Origin of the sequence: Trabulsiella guamensis ATCC 49490, assembly GCF_000734965.1 — a bacterium.
Lineage (GTDB): Bacteria > Pseudomonadota > Gammaproteobacteria > Enterobacterales > Enterobacteriaceae > Trabulsiella > Trabulsiella guamensis.
In genome coordinates, this window is sequence record NZ_JMTB01000085.1 from 20862 (window position 1) to 39496 (window position 18635).

At 55.3% G+C, this 18635-nt stretch carries 16 protein-coding genes and 2 pseudogenes; 6 read left to right on the top strand and 12 right to left on the bottom strand.

The features are described 5' to 3' along the window. Window positions 1–31: 31 nt before the first annotated feature. Window positions 32–268, top strand: coding sequence for a hypothetical protein (locus GTGU_RS25390; RefSeq protein WP_084222788.1), 237 nt, complete (start codon window positions 32–34; stop codon window positions 266–268). Next, window positions 223–381, top strand: a pseudogene (locus tag GTGU_RS26655) (hypothetical protein); the annotation flags it as partial. The gene GTGU_RS25390 and the pseudogene GTGU_RS26655, both read left to right, overlap by 46 nt. A gap of 57 nt (window positions 382–438) precedes the next feature. Here GTGU_RS26655 and GTGU_RS25770 read toward each other — a convergent pair. The 3 genes from GTGU_RS25770 to GTGU_RS26665 form a co-directional block, all read right to left on the bottom strand. Then, window positions 439–585: a hypothetical protein gene (locus GTGU_RS25770; RefSeq protein ID WP_156964155.1), complete on the bottom strand. Its 147-nt coding sequence runs from the start codon at window positions 583–585 to the stop codon at window positions 439–441. Next, a complete protein-coding gene (locus GTGU_RS26660) occupies window positions 578–826 on the bottom strand; it encodes a hypothetical protein (protein WP_051857346.1) in 249 nt (82 codons plus the stop codon). The genes GTGU_RS25770 and GTGU_RS26660 overlap by 8 nt, the downstream gene beginning before the upstream one ends. A gap of 81 nt (window positions 827–907) precedes the next feature. Further along, entirely contained in the window at window positions 908–1090 is a 183-nt protein-coding gene (locus GTGU_RS26665; RefSeq protein WP_051857347.1) for a hypothetical protein, read from the bottom strand. A 19-nt stretch (window positions 1091–1109) separates the two neighbouring features. Here GTGU_RS26665 and GTGU_RS27050 point away from each other — a divergent pair. The 3 genes and pseudogenes from GTGU_RS27050 to GTGU_RS13190 all read left to right on the top strand — a co-directional run. Next, window positions 1110–1257: pseudogene (locus GTGU_RS27050) on the top strand (hemagglutinin repeat-containing protein); the annotation flags it as partial. Window positions 1258–1428: 171 nt separating this feature from the next. Next, window positions 1429–1638, top strand: coding sequence for a DNA/RNA non-specific endonuclease (locus GTGU_RS13185; RefSeq protein ID WP_051857348.1), 210 nt, complete (start codon window positions 1429–1431; stop codon window positions 1636–1638). Then, on the top strand, window positions 1635–1970 hold the full coding sequence (locus tag GTGU_RS13190) for an immunity protein YezG family protein (protein WP_038157791.1): 336 nt from the start codon (window positions 1635–1637) through the stop codon (window positions 1968–1970). The genes GTGU_RS13185 and GTGU_RS13190 overlap by 4 nt, the downstream gene beginning before the upstream one ends. Window positions 1971–2288: 318 nt before the next feature. On the opposite strand, the gene amiC is transcribed toward GTGU_RS13190, so the two are convergent. After that, window positions 2289–3542 (bottom strand): N-acetylmuramoyl-L-alanine amidase AmiC, encoded by a 1254-nt coding sequence (gene amiC / locus GTGU_RS13200; RefSeq protein ID WP_038157793.1) that lies wholly within the window; start codon window positions 3540–3542, stop codon window positions 2289–2291. Window positions 3543–3771: 229 nt separating this feature from the next. Between amiC and argA the strand changes: the two genes are divergently transcribed. Beyond that, window positions 3772–5103, top strand: coding sequence for an amino-acid N-acetyltransferase (argA, locus tag GTGU_RS13205; protein WP_038157795.1), 1332 nt, complete (start codon window positions 3772–3774; stop codon window positions 5101–5103). A 24-nt stretch (window positions 5104–5127) separates the two neighbouring features. Here the strand turns inward: argA and recD are convergent, their stop codons facing one another. The 8 genes from recD to GTGU_RS13245 form a co-directional block, all read right to left on the bottom strand. Next, window positions 5128–6963, bottom strand: a complete 1836-nt coding sequence (gene recD / locus GTGU_RS13210; protein WP_038157796.1) for an exodeoxyribonuclease V subunit alpha — start codon at window positions 6961–6963, stop codon at window positions 5128–5130. Beyond that, window positions 6960–10505 (bottom strand): exodeoxyribonuclease V subunit beta, encoded by a 3546-nt coding sequence (gene recB / locus GTGU_RS13215; RefSeq protein WP_038157797.1) that lies wholly within the window; start codon window positions 10503–10505, stop codon window positions 6960–6962. The genes recD and recB overlap by 4 nt, the downstream gene beginning before the upstream one ends. Further along, window positions 10502–13387 (bottom strand): pitrilysin, encoded by a 2886-nt coding sequence (gene ptrA, locus GTGU_RS13220; RefSeq protein ID WP_038157798.1) that lies wholly within the window; start codon window positions 13385–13387, stop codon window positions 10502–10504. Before ptrA ends, recB begins: the two co-directional genes overlap by 4 nt. Window positions 13388–13508: 121 nt before the next feature. Further along, window positions 13509–16877 carry an exodeoxyribonuclease V subunit gamma gene (recC, locus tag GTGU_RS13225; RefSeq protein WP_038157799.1) on the bottom strand — a complete coding sequence of 1123 codons (3369 nt, stop codon included), beginning with the start codon at window positions 16875–16877 and terminating at the stop codon, window positions 13509–13511. 13 nt (window positions 16878–16890) lie between these two features. Next, window positions 16891–17214, bottom strand: a complete 324-nt coding sequence (locus GTGU_RS13230; protein ID WP_038157800.1) for a prepilin-type N-terminal cleavage/methylation domain-containing protein — start codon at window positions 17212–17214, stop codon at window positions 16891–16893. Then, on the bottom strand, window positions 17199–17606 hold the full coding sequence (locus GTGU_RS13235; protein ID WP_038157801.1) for a DUF2509 family protein: 408 nt from the start codon (window positions 17604–17606) through the stop codon (window positions 17199–17201). The genes GTGU_RS13230 and GTGU_RS13235 overlap by 16 nt, the downstream gene beginning before the upstream one ends. Beyond that, window positions 17603–18166 (bottom strand): prepilin peptidase-dependent protein, encoded by a 564-nt coding sequence (locus GTGU_RS13240; protein WP_038157802.1) that lies wholly within the window; start codon window positions 18164–18166, stop codon window positions 17603–17605. The genes GTGU_RS13235 and GTGU_RS13240 overlap by 4 nt, the downstream gene beginning before the upstream one ends. Then, window positions 18157–18627, bottom strand: a complete 471-nt coding sequence (locus tag GTGU_RS13245) for a prepilin peptidase-dependent protein (protein WP_038157804.1) — start codon at window positions 18625–18627, stop codon at window positions 18157–18159. The genes GTGU_RS13240 and GTGU_RS13245 overlap by 10 nt, the downstream gene beginning before the upstream one ends. Window positions 18628–18635 lie beyond the last annotated feature (8 nt).

Consider the following 18635-nt stretch of genomic DNA (forward strand, 5'->3'; position numbering starts at 1 on the left):
GAAAAATGACCGACATTCTGCGACGTTCTGTATGGCTGTCTTCTGGATCGTTGCCGCTGAAGAACTTTCGATGCGCAAAGCCACCGCATGGTTTAATATCTCAACTGAAACCGTTGTCCGGCACTTGGTCAATGTCTACAAAGACGCAGGCGAGAAAGGACTTCTGAGTATAAAACAGGACCGGAGCAAGGACATGACAAAACCAAAAAATCAACTCCCCTTATCAGTGGCGACGTACAGCACGCAATCTACATTGCATTATGGCTGAAAAAACCGTGCGATGACAAACGTTATATCTTCCGCGCCGCCAGTGCCGCATCAAAAGCGTATCGCTATCTGATGTCGCTCTTGCGTATTACCATGAAGGAGGTCAGTGAGTAACCGTGGTTTATGCGCGAAGCGTATGGAGGCGACGGCACGGGGCTGACAGGCGGCACATCACCCGAACAGCCGGGAACTGAGAAAGGCGAAGGGAGCACGTCGCCCCACGCCTACCGGATCAGACTTCGCGAGCAGGGCTGTCACAATGCGCAGCAGGGTACAACGGCGGGCACGAGGACAGGCAGACGGAATGCCATTACTCACTTTCAGACACCGGCTGTTTCAGCGCTGCCAGGGCGCGTAATAAAAAACGTGTCCGGCTCTGTCCGACAAACGGCACCAGTACGTTTTTTCTGGTCACCATTCTGATGCCGTCAAACAGGCGTGTCAGTGAGGTGAAGGATGAATTATCCGGCGTGACATAAAGCACGTAATGCCAGTAGCCTGTATCAATGGCCGCCAGATGGCTGCTGATGATGCTGATATATCGGGCGCGGGTTTTCATGTTGCGCTCTGCTTCCACGGCGGCAATCGCCCCGTTACTGAGTGTAATGATGCCATCGGGACGGTGCCGGACAGCGCGAAATCATGACGCGAATGCGCCCCGGTCGCTGTGGCACCAGTGACTGCCGCCTTGGGCCTCAAGCACCAGTCGTATCCGCTGGTTAAACAGATTATGCTCCAGCGTCGGGTAACGCAGCCTGCCGGGTTCAAAATACGTGGGGAATGTCGGGTTCTCCTGTGCCATCACCCTCGCCAGTCCCTGCATAGTAATACTCCACAGGGAGATTTTCGCCGGAAGTGGCGGCTTTGATATCACGGTCTGAAACCATACCCAGCTTGATGGCACGGTGATTGCGTCCACGGCAACGGACGACAAAAACAAACTGGATACGGGAACGCTGGGCTGGACCAATATTCACAACGAAAGCAAAACCTCCGGTGACAGCTATACCGTGGCGATTTCGGGCAGTATGGGCGGCAGCGGAAGTGGTGAAAACCGCAACGTGGTCCCGGCCATCGGTACCGGTCATGCAGAAGAGAGCAGCAGCACCACGTCGTCAGCCATCAGTAACGGCACCATAATCATCCGCGACAGGGATACCTATGGATGGTAATCTGAACAAAGGTGTTTGGAAACAGTTAGAAAATAGTTGGGCTAAAGATCTTAAAGCAGGAAAGCAGGTCGATGTACAGATACAGCCTGTTTATAGTGATAACAGCAAGCGCCCAAGCAGCTTTAATGTGACTTATTCTGTGGATAATGGTAGCCCAACACGCATAAACATTGACAATGCTCCTAGAGGAAAAAAATGAGTTTAGATGACGAAATATACAGAGAAATTGGTCAGTTACTGTATAACTCTGCACCTGATGGCGCAAAGTTAATAGTAATGAATGCAGACCTGTCTGAAGAAGGAGATAGTTGTCGTTTTAATTATGACTATATTAATGAAAATGATGAGAAAAATTTGTTTTTACCTAGTGACGGACTGACAGTTCAAAGGTTAAGAGAGTTATTAATATTACTTAGACAATACTTTATAGATAATTTTAAATCACAGGAAAAACCATTCTGGCATGGTTGTATAGCTACACTAGATGTTGAAAAATCAGAAATAAACATCGATTTTAAATACAATAACTAATAAAAAAAAACATGAGATTAAGTGGGAGTCCACATTTACAGTATGGTTTAAGTCAGAATCACAGTGTTCTGTTTGCGTGAACTGACGGGGAAATGGCTCAGGGATTGACCTTTCCTAAAAGATGAGTGTACAATTCAGTTGATGGCTGTAGAACTATCCGCGAGATCTTCTTGTGTTTCAGTGGGTTGTCTGTTGAAGTTTACAGAGGCCCCCGCAACCAACATTTTAATCGCAATGCTCCAGATACAACGAACACCCTGAGGGGTGTTTTTTTGTTTCTGCTCCGGCAAAAAAATAGCGCCTTTCGGCGCCACAGTGTTACCCGCGTCTTGCCAGTGTCGCGCCATCGGCGAAATAAGCTTTAATCCCCGCCAGAATCGACTCAGCCACCTGCTGCTGGAAAGTGGCGGTTTTCAGCTTGCGCTCTTCTTCGATATTACTGATGAACGCCGTCTCAACCAGAATCGACGGGATGTCCGGCGCTTTCAGCACCGCAAAGCCCGCCTGCTCCACCTGATTTTTGTGCAGATCGTTGATCTTCCCGAGTTTCTGCAGTACCGCCTTACCAAATTTCAGGCTATCAGAGATGGTCAGCGACTGCACCATATCAAACATCGTATGATCGACATAACGATCACCACTCTTACTCACGCCACCAATGAGATCCGAGGCGTTCTGTGTTTCCGCCAGGTATTTTGCTGCGGTACTGGTCGCACCTTTGGTAGAGAGCGCAAACACCGACGAACCGCTCGGCTGGCGGCTGGTGAACGCATCTGCGTGAATGGAGACAAACAGGTCGGCCCGTTGCTTCTGCGCCTTCGCCACACGCACCTTCAGCGGAATAAAGATATCCTCGTTGCGGGTCATAAACACCTTCATATTGCCCTCTTTCTCGATGAGCGCACGAAGGCGGCGGGCAATCTGCAACACCACGTCTTTTTCGCGGGTACGGTATTTCCCCACCGCACCGGAATCTTCCCCGCCGTGACCGGGATCGAGCATGATGACAATCGGGCGATCGCGCCCCGCTTTGCCTGGCTGCGGACCACTCTGCGCGGGCGGCACCTGTTTTTCCAGATCGCCCTTATTGTAATCTTCGAGCAGCGCCAGCAGCGGATCCTGGATATCCTGCGCATTGGCCGGATACAGATCCATCACCAGACGTTCTTTAAATCCGGCAACCGGCGCCAGGGCGAACAACTGCGGTTTAACGTTCTGCTTGAGCTCAAACACCATCCGCACTGTTTGCGGATCAAACTGACCCACGCGGGCGGATTTAATGTACGGATCGTCAGCACGAATCTGCGCCCCCATGCCTTTCAGCACCGAGTTCAGATTGACTCCTTCGATATCCACCACCACGCGCTCAGGGTTACTCAGGGCAAACTGACGATATTTCAGCACCTGCGAGGATTCCACCGTCACACGCGTATACGTGGACGATGGCCAGACACGTACTGCCACCACCTGACTGACAGCGGCAAGGCCGAGTTGACTCACGCTTAATAACCACATGGCGCCAGCCCCCTTTAATAAGCGGCGGCGGCTTAATGCTGACTGACTTCCCGACATGCTTCTCCCGAGCAAAGCAAACGAATTTAAACGATAAAACGTCCAGTTTGACCGAAAACTTTAACCAAACGTATATAAGCTGTCATCCAGAAAAGGGTAAACATTCTTATGTTTTGCGCATACATACCCAAAAATTTCTTAGGGCCGGGGAAATTTTAGGCTTGCGCGAGCGCGCAAAACAGAATAAAAATACACTAATTACGAATAATCATGCATTGAGGGTTTTGCCGTGGTGAAGGAACGTAGAACCGAACTGGTTGAAGGATTTCGCCATTCCGTCCCCTATATTAACGCCCATCGGGGGAAAACGTTTGTCATCATGCTGGGCGGGGAAGCCATCGAGCATGAGAATTTTTCCAGCATTGTCAACGACATCGGTCTGCTTCACAGCCTCGGGATCCGGCTGGTGGTGGTGTATGGCGCGCGTCCGCAAATCGACGCCAATCTGGTCACTCACCACCACGAACCGATGTACCACAAGCATATCCGTGTGACGGATGCCAAAACCCTTGAACTGGTTAAGCAGGCGGCAGGCACTTTGCAGCTCGACATCACCGCGCGTCTGTCGATGAGCCTCAACAATACCCCGTTGCAGGGAGCGCATATCAACGTGGTAAGCGGGAATTTTATCATCGCACAGCCGCTGGGGGTGGATGACGGTGTAGATTATTGCCACAGTGGACGCATTCGTCGCATTGATGAAGAAGCCATCCACCGCCAGCTGGATAATGGCGCTATCGTGTTGATGGGGCCGGTAGCCGTCTCAGTTACCGGTGAAAGCTTTAACCTGACATCAGAAGAGATTGCCACGCAACTGGCCATCAAGCTGAAAGCAGAGAAGATGATCGGCTTTTGTTCTTCGCAGGGGGTATATGCGGAGGATGGCGAAATCCTGCCCGAGCTGTTCCCCAACGAAGCCCAGGCGCGTCTCGAAGCGCTGGAGGCTGACGGCGATTATCACTCCGGTACGGTGCGCTTCCTGCGCGGAGCGGTTAAAGCCTGTCGTAGCGGTGTTCGTCGTTGTCATCTCATCAGCTATCAGGAAGACGGCGCGCTGTTGCAGGAACTCTTCTCCCGCGACGGCATCGGGACGCAGATTGTCATGGAAAGCGCCGAACAAATTCGTCGCGCCACCATCAATGACATTGGCGGTATTCTCGAGCTTATCCGTCCGCTGGAGCAGCAGGGTATTCTGGTGCGCCGTTCACGGGAACAACTGGAGATGGAGATCGACAAATTCACCATTATTCAGCGTGATAACACCACCATCGCCTGTGCCGCGCTCTACCCGTTCCCGGAAGAGAAAATTGGCGAAATGGCCTGCGTGGCGGTGCATCCGGACTACCGCAGCTCGTCGCGTGGCGAGGTGCTGCTTAACCGCATTGCCAGCCAGGCGAAACAGATGGGGCTCAGCAAGTTGTTTGTGCTGACCACACGCAGCATCCACTGGTTCCAGGAGCGCGGCTTTACTCCCGTGGATATTGAACTGCTGCCGGACAGCAAAAAAGAGATGTATAACTATCAGCGCCGTTCCAAAGTGCTGATGGCCGATTTGCGCTGAAGCGTTCTGCACCGGGTAGCGTGACTACCCGGCAAAAAACGCGGCCAGACCGCTGCGCCGTTCGGTGCGCGCCACAATCGCCTGTGCCAGCAGGTGTTCATCAGCATATAACGACAACTGCTGACGGGCGCGGGTGATCGCGGTGTAGACCAGTTCACGAGTCAACAGTGGCGTTGGCTGCGCGGGCAGGATCAGCGCGGCATGATCAAACTCAGACCCCTGCGATTTATGCACCGTCATCGCCCACGCGGTTTCGTGTTCCGGCAGGCGACTGGGCTGGAAGGATTTCACCGTGCCGTCCGGCATCATAAACCAGACGCGAAGCCCCTGACCGCGATCGAGCGCCACACCAATATCACCGTTAAACAGCCCCAGCGCACTGTCGTTGCGCGAAATCATCACCGGCCGCCCGTCATACCAACGGGAATGCTTCGGCAGCGTGACCCAGCGCTGACGCGCCAGCACCCGCTCCAGTTGATCATTCAGGCCGCTGACGCCGTATGGCCCTTCGCGCAACGCCGACAACAACTGAAACTCACCAAACGCGGCGAGGACAACCTCCGGGCTTGCGTTATCACGCAGACATTGCAAATAGCGCGCATACCCGGCCTGGGCATCGCTGAGCATGGTTTCATATTCGCTACTGGTACGCAGCGATTTGAGCGCGATATCGTCAAAGCCCTGGCGAAACGCCTGGCTGACAGCCGATTTATCGCCTTTATTGACAGCCTGCGCCAGCTGGCCGATGCCGGAATGGCTGCCGAAGCGGTAGCTCTTTTGCAACAGGCAGAGACTGTCACGCAGCCCGGCCGCGTGCACGCCTTCCCCTGCGGGGATTTCCATGCCGGTCAGCCTGCTGAGCTCTGCTGCGCGCTCTGCTGTATATCCGGCGTTGACCCATGCGCAGATATCGCCGAGCACAGCACCCGCCTCAACGGAGGCCAGTTGATCGCGGTCACCGAGAAAAATCACCCGTCCGTGTGGTGGAAGCGCGTCAATCAGACGCGCCATCATCGGCAGATCAATCATTGAGGCTTCATCGACCACTAATACGTCCAGATGCAGCGGGTTATCCGCATGATAACGCATGTGCTGGCTGCCCGGTTGCGCACCCAGCAAGCGATGCAACGTACTGGCGTCAGAGGGAAACAGCGCTTTTTGCTCTTCACTTAACGGCAGTTTACGCAGCGCGCTACCAAGAGACTCGGTCAGTCGCGCTGCCGCTTTTCCGGTCGGTGCCGCCAGACGGATCCGACAGCGTTCGTCTCCTGACATCTGAATAAGCGCCGCCAGCAATCTCGCCACGGTGGTGGTTTTGCCGGTTCCCGGCCCGCCGGAAATCACGGAAATACGCCGGGTCAGCGCCACCGCCGCCGCTACTTTCTGCCAGTCCACACCATCGCCTGGCGTAAACAGCCCCGCCAGCGTCTCAGTCAGACGCGCTTCATCGACCTGAATTGGCTGATTATGCTCGCTAAAGAAACGGGCTACCGTCAGCTCGTTTCGCCACATCCGGTTCAGGTATAACCGATCGTCACACAAAATGAGCGGTGTGGGGGCATCGCCCTGACTGACCGCCGGTGTCTCAAGCAGCAGTTCCTGCCACTGCTGCGGATCCCCCGCTTTCGCAAAGAGTTGCGTCCAGATTTCGCGCACGGTGCCACTGAGCTTTTCATCCACACGCAAGCGAGACAGCGGCAAACAGACGTGCCCTTCCCCGGCGTCGCGGCTGAGGATTGCCGCCGCCAGCGCCAGCGCCGGGTTCTCTTCCGGCGAGGTCAGCATCATGGCGAACTGAACGTCCAGATGGCGCAGTTGCTTGTGCTCCACCGCGCTCAGCAACAGTTCGGTCATCTTCATTCCGTCACCTCCGGCGCCGTACCGGCAAACAGGTTATCCATGCCATCAACAAGCGCACGTTCCGGGCGGGTGGTAAAAATACCCTGTCCGGGTTCACGGCTGTCCACGCCGCGCAGGAACAGATAGATCACGCCGCCAAAGTGACGATCGTAGTCGTAATCCGCAATACGGTGGCGCAGATAACGATGCAGTGCGAGGCAGTAAAGCTGATATTGCAGATCATAACGGTGCGACTGCATCGCCTGCGCCATCGCCTGCTGCGTATAGGCTTCACCGCTGTCACCCAGCCAGTTTGATTTGTAGTCCAGCAGGTAATAGCGCCCGTCATGGCGAAAAACCAGGTCAATAAAGCCCTTCAGCATGCCGCGCACCTGGCGAAAATCCAGTGGCGGGCAGCCCGCTGACAGCGGATCATAACGGCGGAGCAACGCATCCAGCGCCTGCGGTTCCAGCATCTGCTCAATTGGCAAATAAAACTCCAGCTCCACCTGTTTCTGCCGGGCACTCAGGTCCCGTAGCGCAATCCCGGCGCCAGGCAACGGCGTCTGCAATACGGTGTCCAGCCACTGCGTTAACACCGGCGTCCAGCTCTCATCATAGCCGCCTGACTGTAACTGCTCGCGCATCCACTCCGTAGAAATGGGTTGGGTAAAATCGAGTTCTTCAAACAGGCTGTGCAGGAAGGTCCCCGGTGACGCGCCGCGTGGAAACTGGTGCGGCGTTAATTGCGGGGCGTCGGGAATATCACCTGCGCCTGTAGCGTCGATATCCAGCCGGGGCAGCAGATCCTGCGCCACGCTGTGGCCGTGTTGCTGCAGACCAGAATAGCTTGTCACTCGCCAGTCGTCGCTGACGCGGCGCGTGATCTCGCGGGCAGAGAGCATCGTCAGTGGCGTTTCTGGTGCCTGCCAGCGAGTGTTATCCACTACACCGGGGCTCATCAGCGCAATATGTTCATTGCAGAGCGCCCGCAGGCTCGCCTCCAGCCCCGCGGCATCCATCACTTCGCCTTTCTGTACCAGCCGCCCCAGCGCGCTATGATGAAAATCCGTATCGCCAGGTTTATCACTGCGACGGCTGGTCAGCGGCGCAATGCCGAGACTACAGTGCCAGACTGCTCGGGTTAAGGCGACGTAAAGGAGACGCAAATCTTCCGCCAGCCGCTCGGCTTCCGCCAGTTCGAGGCTCTCTTCCCCCTCGCGTAGGTCGAGCACCGCCTCGAAGGAGTGGCGGTCATGATAAAACGCCTGATCCTGCTTACGGAAACGGGCGATGAAGGGCAGCCAGACCAGCGGATATTCCAGCCCTTTCGATTTGTGGATCGTGACGATCTGCACCAGATGTTTGTCACTTTCCAGTCGCATCTGTTGACTGGCGGCGTTGGTATCCGGCTCGGCGATATGCTGGGCCAGCCAGCGCACCAGTGCATGCTCGCTTTCCAGTTGTGATGCGGCTTCCTGCAACAATTCGCTGATGTGCAGAATGTCCGTTAAGCGGCGCTCGCCTCCCGGCGTCGCCAGCAGATTTTCCGTTATATGACGTGCGCTCATCAACGCACGCAACATCGGCATGACACCGCGCTGGTGCCAGAGTTGTCGCCAGGCGGCAAACTCTTCCACCAGCGCATCCCAGGCAAGCTCATCCTGATTCAGGTGATCGATATCCTGGGCATTCAGGCCGAACAGTGCGGTAGCCAGCGCGCTACGCAACAGACCTTCACGTTCTGGCGCCAGGACTGCCTGCAATACCCAGAGCATCTCCTGCGCTTCGGGGGTTTCAAACACACTATCGCGATTCGACAAATAGACAGAAGGGATCGCCAGCAAATTGAGCGCATCGCGAATCAACGCCGCTTCCTGGCGGTTTCGTACCAGTACAGTAATATCCGATGCCTTTACCGGCTCCGCTTTCTCCCCTCGCCACAACAATGCTTTGCCCTGCTGCCCCGCCGTCAGCCAGTCACGGATTTGCGCAGCGCAGCGTTGCGCCATCATCGTCTGATAGTCGCCCGTGCTCACACCATTGCCCGGCATCAGCCACAAACACATAGCTGGCTGGTTTTCTCCGTCGATTTCAAAACGCAGCGAGTGATTTTTCTCAGCCGCATTCACTGACTGAAACGGGATCTCGCGGAACATGAAGGGATTGTCCATCTGACTGAACAGACGGTTTACACTCTCCACCATGCCCGGCGCTGAACGCCAGTTGGTATCCAGCGTGTAGTGCGCGGTTACGTCGCTGCGCGCTTTCATGTAAGTGAAAATATCCGCGCCGCGAAACGCGTAAATTGCCTGTTTGGGATCGCCTATCAACAGCAGCGCCGTACCAGGCTGCCGCCGCCAGATACGACGGAAAATGCGGTACTGTTGCGGGTCGGTATCCTGGAACTCATCAATCATCGCCACCGGGAAACGCTGGCGAATAGCGGCAGCCAGCGCATCGCCACTTTCGCTGCGCAACGCGTCATCCAGACGGCTCAGCATATCGTCAAAACCCAGCTCGCCACGACGGCGTTTTTCACGAGCAACGGCGTCGCGGATCTCAGTCATCGCCTGGGTGATCACCAGATCATTGAGCGTTAGCGGTTGCGACAGCAGATTTTCAATGGTGGTAAACAGCGGGTGTACCGGCACCTCGCCCTCTGGCTTCGTGCGCTCACGCAGAAACGATTGCGAAAACTTCTCCAGCGCCTCCGGTAGCGCGTAGCTGGTTGTTTCTTCTGCCGCCCAGGCGTTGACCCGTTCAATGTATTTCGTCTGGTTAGTACGGTTAAATTTCTGCCGGTTAATGCCTGACCGCTCGATGATGTCGCCGATATCGGCAGCCGCGGCCTGCCACTGCGCTTTGGCCTCGTTGATTTGTGTCAGGATGCGCTGATGGCGGGAGGCCAGCGTTTCATCGCTGGCGGGCGGTGATTTAATCTGCGGCGCTTCACCTTGCAGATAACGATCAATGGATTTGAGCAGCTCATGTGGCCCTTTCCATGATGCATGGATAACGCCGGCAATGTCCCGTGAAAGAGGGTAACAATGGCGACGCCAGAAATCAGCGCAGGCCTGGTAGCGTAGCCGGGATTCATCTTCAATAAGTTGCTGTTCAAACAGCATACCGGATTCAAAGGCATTAAGGCTCAGCATTCGCTGACAAAAGCCGTGAATGGTGAAGACAGCGGCCTCATCCATCTGACGCTCTGCCAGCATCAGCACATCAGCCGCACGCTGCCGGTCATCAATCTCTGCCAGCAACCGCGCGTAAAGTGGATTATCAGACCGTCCGCGCAGGCAGGCGATACGTAACTCATGGATATTGCTGCGGATACGACCGCGCAGCTCTTCGGTGGCCGCTTCTGTAAAGGTGACCACCAGCAGTTCTTCGACATTGATCGGGCGGGGAAAGGCATTTTCCTCGCCCAGTCCGAGCAACAGTCGCAGATAAAGTGCGGCGATAGTAAACGTTTTTCCGGTGCCCGCAGAGGCTTCAATCAGGCGCTCACCGGTAAGCGGCAGGCGCAGGGGATCAAGGGACTCAGCGGTATCGGTCATTCATTCGCTCTCATCAGAGGTAAGGTTTGCTGCAATGTGCTGACGTTTACCCAGACCTTCCAGCCTTGCGGGTGAACATAGTCCACTTTCCCGTTCTGGCTGCCGGAGACCTGAGAAAGTATCGCCATGCCCTGCGGCTCAACCACCGTCTGATGGAAGAAATCGGCAAGTTTTTGCGGCGTCAGCAGTTTAATCTGAGCCACTACTTTATCACGTGAATCGAAACGCATATTACCGCGATCGAAATCTTTACTGAGTTGCGATGCTTCATCACTCAGCGTCTGTGGCGCCTGTGTCATCTGGGCAATTACCGCCTGCTGAATTTGTGCAAACTCTTCCGGCTTCATCGCCCGCAGTTTCGCTTCAGCCGTCGGGAAGAACGCCTTATAACGTTCCCACAAGTACGCGGGTTGTTTGTCACTGCTTTGCAGCAGGAAGCCCATCCCCCACTGGCGCCCGACATTCATCGGGAAAGCGAAGACCGCGTAACCAAGCTGTTCTTCCGTACGCAACTGGTTGTAGAACCAGGGTTGCACAATTTGCCCCAAAAGCGAGGCTGCCGCCGAACTGCTGTATTCGTCGACATTTGGCGGTGCAAAAACGGCAGCCAGCGCAGAATCCGTGCTGCTTCCGGCTTTTTCAAAGATAACTGACTGCTTTTTATCCACCACGACATCCTGATTACGGCACCACTCATTGCCGTTGGCACCAAGCTCAGTTTGTACCGCTTTAGCCAGTGTTTTCGACTGCTCAGTCGTCATATTGCCGACGACCATAAATTCTGGTCGGCCGTTGGCTTTCAGTGTGTCGCGATAACGCATCACCTCATCGAGCGAGATGGACGGCAGTAATTCGCGGCGCGTTTCCCGCTGGAAATATGGCACCTGCGACAGCATCTGAACCGGCATAATAGCCTGATCGTAGGCTTTTCCCTTCTCAGCAGAATCCATCATCTGGATATACCAGGATTTGGCCTGATCCAGCTGTTCCTGAGTTGGCGTATAGCTGAAATACGCTTTCAGCAATTCCAGGAAAAGCTGCGGTAACCTCTGGGTATAGCCGTTGGCGTTGAGCATCAGACCATTGTTGGCACCGGTGGAGAAACTGATTCCGCCAACTGCGGCCTGATTCGCCAGTTGATCAAGGGCGATCCCGGCAAGATAGTCGTTCAGTGCGAAAATCACCTGATTACGAGCGCTGTCCATCGCTTTCGGGTTGCGCAGGATCATGGTGATATCCGCTTTCGGCTCATCAGGGAAATAGCGGCTCGGCATATACACCACGCGCAGCGACGGCTGATTCTCGATGAGCTGCGGGCGATCGTATTTTTCCGTCGGAGCATTCAGCGTGAAATCATCAGGGATGTAGGGGTTGAGTTCCGGCAGGCTCAGTGCAAGCTGGTTGCTTTTCTTCTGCCAGATGTCGAATTGTTCCGTGCTGATTTTATCGACCTGATACGGCGCATCAACGAAATAAGCGGTTTTATTGTGCGGCTCGTTCGGGCTGATATACCAGACGCGCGCGTTTTGCGGCGTCATCATTGCCAGACGCGCTTTCACTGCGTCGGCATCATATTTGTCGGCGATATTCACTGCATCAAGCGTATGTTCCACTGGCACGCGGATCATGGTGTCCGCCAGCCATTCGACGTAATCCATATCGCGGTTGATGGAGGGATAACGGAAATCGAGATCCAGCACATGCGCCAGTTCGTCGAAATAACGTTTATCGATACCCTTTTCGCGCAGCAGATTGAGGTAGCTGAAGATCGCCGCGACCACATCGTTACGGTGGGCGAGGCCTTTGTCGGTCAGCGTAGCGGAGATCGCCAGCACGCCGCTGTTGCCATTCACCACCGGGTCAGAATCCGCGCGAATGCCTTCGACCAACCCCTGCTTTTGCAGCCAGTCCGAGAGGGTTCCCGGGCTGCGGTTGCCAATCAGGTAGGTCACCAGTTCGTCGGTTTTACTGCGAAATTGCGCGGTATTGTTATCAATGCGAAATTCAACGCGCACAACTTTTCGTGGCAGTGCGGGAACATAGTGGATGATAATGCCTTTCTGAGCATCGGTCACAACCGGCACGTTGATTTCCGGTCTTTCAATGTTTTTATTCGGCACGCGTCCGTAAGTCTCTGCCGCGAGTTGCGCCAGTTCCGGCAGCGGTTTATTGCTGTAAATCACCGCTTTCATCAGGTTCGCAGAGTAAAACTTGTCACGAAATGCGAGAAGTGCGTCATGCACCGGACTGCCAGGCTTGTCGCTAAGTGTTTCGAGGTTACCGCCGGAAAAGCGCGCGCCAGGGTGTGCCGGGTTGATGGTTTCAGCGCTAACCTGCGCCATGCGCATCCCGTCACGGGTACGGGCCATTGTTAGCTCAGAGTTCACCGCGTTACGCTCACGTTCGGCGTATTTTTTATCCAGAACGGGCGCGGCAATGGCATCCGCCAGGCGATCAACAGCGCCTTCGAGCGCGTCATTTTCAACTTCGAGATAAAACGCGGTGCGGTAAGGCGCGGTGCTGGCGTTATGACTGCCACCGTGCATTTTAAGAAATTCGGCGAGGCTGTCCGGCTGCGGGTATTTTCTGGAACCCATCAGCGTCATATGTTCGAGATAGTGCGCAAGACCCGGATGCGCTTCAGGATCTTCCAGCGACCCTACTGGCGCGACCAGCGCCGACAGTGATTTCACCGCCTGCTTATCGGACACCAGTAGCACGACCATGCCGTTATCCAGCTTCACAGCCTGATACTGGCGGGTATCGTTGTCACTTTTGCGGATGGTTTCCTGTACCGGTTGCCATCCTGTGTCTGCCTGACTGATGGGCGCCCAGAGGGCAAAAAACAGAACAAAAACACTAAACCAGGTGTTGCGGGGCATTCACGGACCTCATCATTAACATTTGTGCCGTCATTCGCGGCTTTTTTCTGTACCACATCAGTCCGTGACAAGTTGCGCATGATAGAAGAAACCTTCCATGTGCGCAATTTTTATACAGCACTTACGACTGATTAAATCGAAAAACCGGCAGCAGGTAACGCGTCGTTTGTTCAATTACGGCGTCGTAGTTTTCCGGCTCCAGAGTGCGCCAGAGGCGTTGATACCAGACATCAGCACCTTCGCCGCGCATCATCATATTGCCTTCATACGCCTGTAAGAACTTACTGCGCGCTTTTTGTTGCGTCTCTTCGTCCTGCAAAATCGTGTCGTTTTCGGCGTCGTAACAGGCTTTAAGCCAGGCACCGCCGCTTTCGGGCATAAACAACAGGGGCGAGCACATTCCCTGACGGTATCCTGCCACTAATTCTGCCAGATACCCCATGGCCTGTTCTGCGGGCAATGCAGCAAAACGCCACTCGCCCTCTTTGCGGACAAACAGACGGCTTTCACCCGTTCCGCCACTGGCACAGTAGACAAGATGCTCCAGCCAAAGTTGCATACCTTGTGAAACGCTAATCAAAGACGGACGCCAGCGCAACAGCCCATCCGGCTGAACCTGTGGCAACCATCCCGTTATGTTGACACCATCACATTGCAGATCGATTTCCATACTCTGTCCGGGCTGACGGCAGGCAATCACCCGCTCGGCCAGGGTTTGCATTTCCTGGCGCTGCGCATCCCAGGCGATTTCGCCGAACGCGCCATACGGCAGTTCGCCCGCGGCACGGTAGCGGCGGTACATGCTGTCGGCATCCTGCTGTTCAATCAGTACGTTGAGTAACTGCTGATTGAGCTGGTAGCGGGCAAGCCCTTCCAGAGTGAACGGTTCCGCATCGGGGATTTCGCTCTCTTCGGCGCGGAAATTAACCCGCAGCCGCATCTGGAAAAAGGCCCGTACCGGATGCTGCCAGAAGCGCTGTAGCTGTTCGAAAGGAATCGACTCAATCTCCGGCTCTGTCAGCGGCTGTATAAACGCCGGATGCGCTTCCCCTTGCTGACTCGCCGCCGCCAGCCATTCACGCGCATAGCTCTGTTGCTCATCGTCCTGGTAGTTTTCCGGGTCGAAAGGCATTCGCGTATGCAGCCGGGTAATGTGTGCCTTCACACGCCGCTCGCTTTCATCACAGTTGAGATGTTGGTCGCCTTTCAGGTAATGGCTTTGTCCGATATAGTCCACCAGTTCCTGCACCAGGACAGAAGGATAGCGCTCGCTGTTGTCCTGCACAGAACGACCGATATAACTGATATAGAGCTTTTGCTCCGCTGACATGAGCGCTTCGAGAAAAAGATAACGGTCATCGTCACGTCGGCTGCGATCGCCGCGCAATGGTTTCTGGCTCATCAGGTCAAAACCGAGCGGGGCCAGCGTACGCGGATAAACACCGTCGTTCATGCCCAGCAGGCAAACCACTTTGAACGGAATGGAACGCATCGGCATCAGCGTACAGATGTTGACCGGGCCGGCGAGGAAACGCTGGCTGATGCGCTGCTGATCCAGACGCTGCGCAAGTTCGTCACGCAATAATGACAACGGTACACTTTCGCCATACTGCGCCAGCACGCCCTCAGAAATGATGGCCTGCCACTGTTGTTCGATGAGCGTTATCGCCGCTTCGGTGTCGGCATCCGGGAGGAAAAAGTCGTTGAGCATTTCACGGCAAACCGGCAGCCACTCTTCCAGTGGCCGCTCCTGCGCCAGTCCGCGCCGCCAGAGGTTGAGCTGCATAAGCAGTGATGCCAGATGCCCCACCAGCTCAGCGATAAGCCCGCTGGATTCATCGTACGGCAGTACGTCACGCCACTCCCCTTCACGGCTCTCCATAGCGTAGCCAAGCAGCATACGCGTCAGGCCAAAGTGCCATGTATGCTGCCCCGTAGCCGGCAGCTCAAGCTCACGGACGTTGTCATCGTCAATGCCCCAGCGCACGCCAGACTCATTTACCCACTGGCGCAAATAACGCAACCCTTCTTCGTCGATATTGAAACGTGCCGCCAGCACGGGAACATCCAGCAGCGCGAGGACATCCTCGCTTACAAAGCGGCTGTCGGGCAGCGATAACAGCGTGATGAAGGCCTGTAACGCAGGGTGCGACTGACGGGCGCGGCGGTCAGAAATGGCATATGGCAGATAACGCTCCCCCGTGGCGCTACCGAACACCGCCTGAATAAACGGACTGTAACTGTCTATATCGGCCACCATGACGATAATATCGCGCGGCGTCAGCGATGGATCTTCTTCCAGCATCGCCAGCAGACGATCATGCAGAACCTCCACTTCACGCTGCGGGCTGTGACACACCTGAACCGTCAGGCTGCGATCGTCAGGATCCAGTTCGCGCTTGTGCGCGCTGGTGGAGAACTCTTCTTCGGTTCGTCCGGCTATCTGTGCGTTATGCAGTTCAAGGACATCCGACTGCAGGTTATGCAGCAGGTTATCGGGTGGAATATCAACAAATGCGTCGAGCTCTTCGTAGCGTTCCAGTCCGGCAAGCAGATATAAATAGTCACGCCCGAGCTTGCCCCAGGAAGCCAGCAGCGGGTTGCCGACATCCTGCTCGCCTTCGGCGTTAAACAGAGCGGGCGCCTGACCCGGATCGCGAAACAGCGGTAGTTCGCGGGATTCACGATGGTGACGGCGCTGACGCGCCATTAATCGGGCCAGAAACGCGGGATCTTTTATATCTCCCCAGTAGTAACGGCAGGGGTTAGTGAACAGCACATAAATATCAATATGCTTGCCCAGCGCCTGCAACGCCTGCAAATAAACGGGCGGTAGTGCCGAAATGCCGCAGATAAACACCCGCGGCGGCAGGCCGGCAGGCAGCTCAGAGGCCTTTTCCAGAGTATCAATAAAACGCTGATAAAGGCTGGCACGGTGCCAGAGCGGTTGCCCCAGTTTAGCGGTGTAGTTCACCAGCGCTTTCCACAGCGGCGCCTGCCACTGCTGCGCGTCACCCAGCCCGTCAACACGCTTATCCGCTTCCCATTGCGTTAACCATTCAGGGCGATAAACCAGATATTGATCGTAAAGATCGGCAACCCGGGAAGCTAACTGAAACAGCTTACGTTTATCGGCATCGTCAGAAAGATAGTGACGCAGCGGAGCGAAGGCTTCCTGCTCAACCATGTCTGGCAGCAACGCCATCAGCTTCCAGCTCATGCCTGATTTATTGAATGCACTCTCTTTAGGTATGTCCGGCAGAACGCGAACAAACATATCCCAGATAAAACTGGCAGGCAGGGGGAAATCGATATTCGCAGCAATACCAAAGCGTTTTGCCAGCGTCATCTGCAACCATTGCGCCATGCCGGTACTTTGCACCAGTACCATTTCAGGCTCAAACGGGTCGTCGAGGCGATCCTCCCCGACAATATATTCCATCAACGCTTCCAGCACATCGAGGCGGTTGGAATGGTACACCCTTAACATATTCGCTCCTGGATTACTGACCTGCCGGACAATGTAAGCGCGTCATCTGACTCTGTCTGCCCACTGGACTGGTGATTGTAACTGAGATGCTGACACATCTCTGCGTCGATGTCTGCACACGGCTCACCTTCCAGCCCTCCGGCATTTCACCAGTTACCCACTGTGTTTGCTGCCAGGCATTGCGCCACAGTTGCCGGTATTGCGCAAGCTGGACAAATCCGCTGGCCAGACCACGCTGGTACCCTGCTAACGCGCTGGCGACGATAACCATCAGCGCCATTGCCAGTATGACTTCCGGCAGGCTAAACCCCTGCTGGCGATTCAGGGTATCTGGCATAGTGCACTTTCCTTTCGCGGACAGAAGTCGCTCCAGCCATGAACAGAAAAACGAAGCACTCCTTTGTCCAGCACCACGGATTGCCAGTAACTGAAATCGCCGCTGCGGGCGATTAATAACCCGGTGTTGTCATCCTCAAACCGTAAACAGACTGTAGCGGCAAACGCGGGGGCTGGCTGGCACTGTGTCTTCAGAGCCGCTTCCCACGTCTGCATTCGCCCCCATTGCAGCGCTGATTGTGCACGCGCGCTATCCCGTAGCGCCGCCTGTTCAAGCGTGACCTGTGAAAGCATTGTCTGGTGCTGTCGGCTCAACCCCTTCAACAGCAGCGTTCCCAGTATCAGTGTGAGCAACACCAGCGCCAGAGACGATATTCCGTTTTCGCGATTCACAGATTAAACCCCATCACACTGTATTGCGCAGAAACCGTGGCCTGTGGATCGGATGTTAACGACGCCATCATGGTCACCGTCAGTTGCGGTGCAAACCCGGCATGGGCTATGCGGGTCACGGTAAAATTGTTGATATGGAATACGCCAGGGTCAGTCATTTTTTCCCACCCTTTTCCTGCGCAGGTGGTTGCACCACGCAAGGTCTCAAGGGCGTAGTTATTCAGTCGAAACCCGGTACTGTCTGCATTGGTCACTGGAGCGGTATCCCAGATGCCATTGCTGTTGGCGTCCCAGCGGACGATGAGACATTCGCCGCTCTTTTCCAGCTGTAGCGGCTCGCCCGAACAACTCCCGTTGCAGTACCCGGCGCGCTGCAGATGTTTTGCCACCACATACACCCTTTGCCAGACCTCTTCTTCGAGCGCCTGCTGCCGGGTTTGCCGGAGAACAGCCCCTTGTAGCGCAGGAAGAAACCGGGAAGTGGCGAGCAGCAACATGCTGCCAATAGCCATGGCGATCAACACTTCCATCAATGAAAATCCCGGGGATTTTACTGGCATGTCGTGTCTCCTGCCCGCTGGCACAGCCGAATCCTTCCCCACGCCGATACTGTCACTACCCATTCTCCCGCCGGGTTTTCCAGCACGATATGCCCGGCCCAGGCCGTGCTGCGTAAACCATAAAAACCAAGCGATGGTGTTATCTCTTTCAGTGCGATCTCCGGCCAGGCGGGCACCAACGTAAAAGGATTGTCGGCCCTGCACGGTTCGCTACCCTGTCGGTTGCTGACCAGACACCAGTGTGTCTTTTCACGCTGGACGTCGGGTTTGTGATCCCGGTTGTGCCAGTTAGCGTCATTGCGCAGGAAAGTCAGGTAATCCCGCACCTGCGAGGCGGTCTGCCACAGTCGTTGCTGTTGTTTCCAGGTTTGCCAGCCATACAGCCCAGTGGCGCTCAGGATCAAAATAAGCGCAGTGGCGACCAGTGTTTCAATAAGGGTATAACCCTGTTCTCGTTTCATGGCGGGAG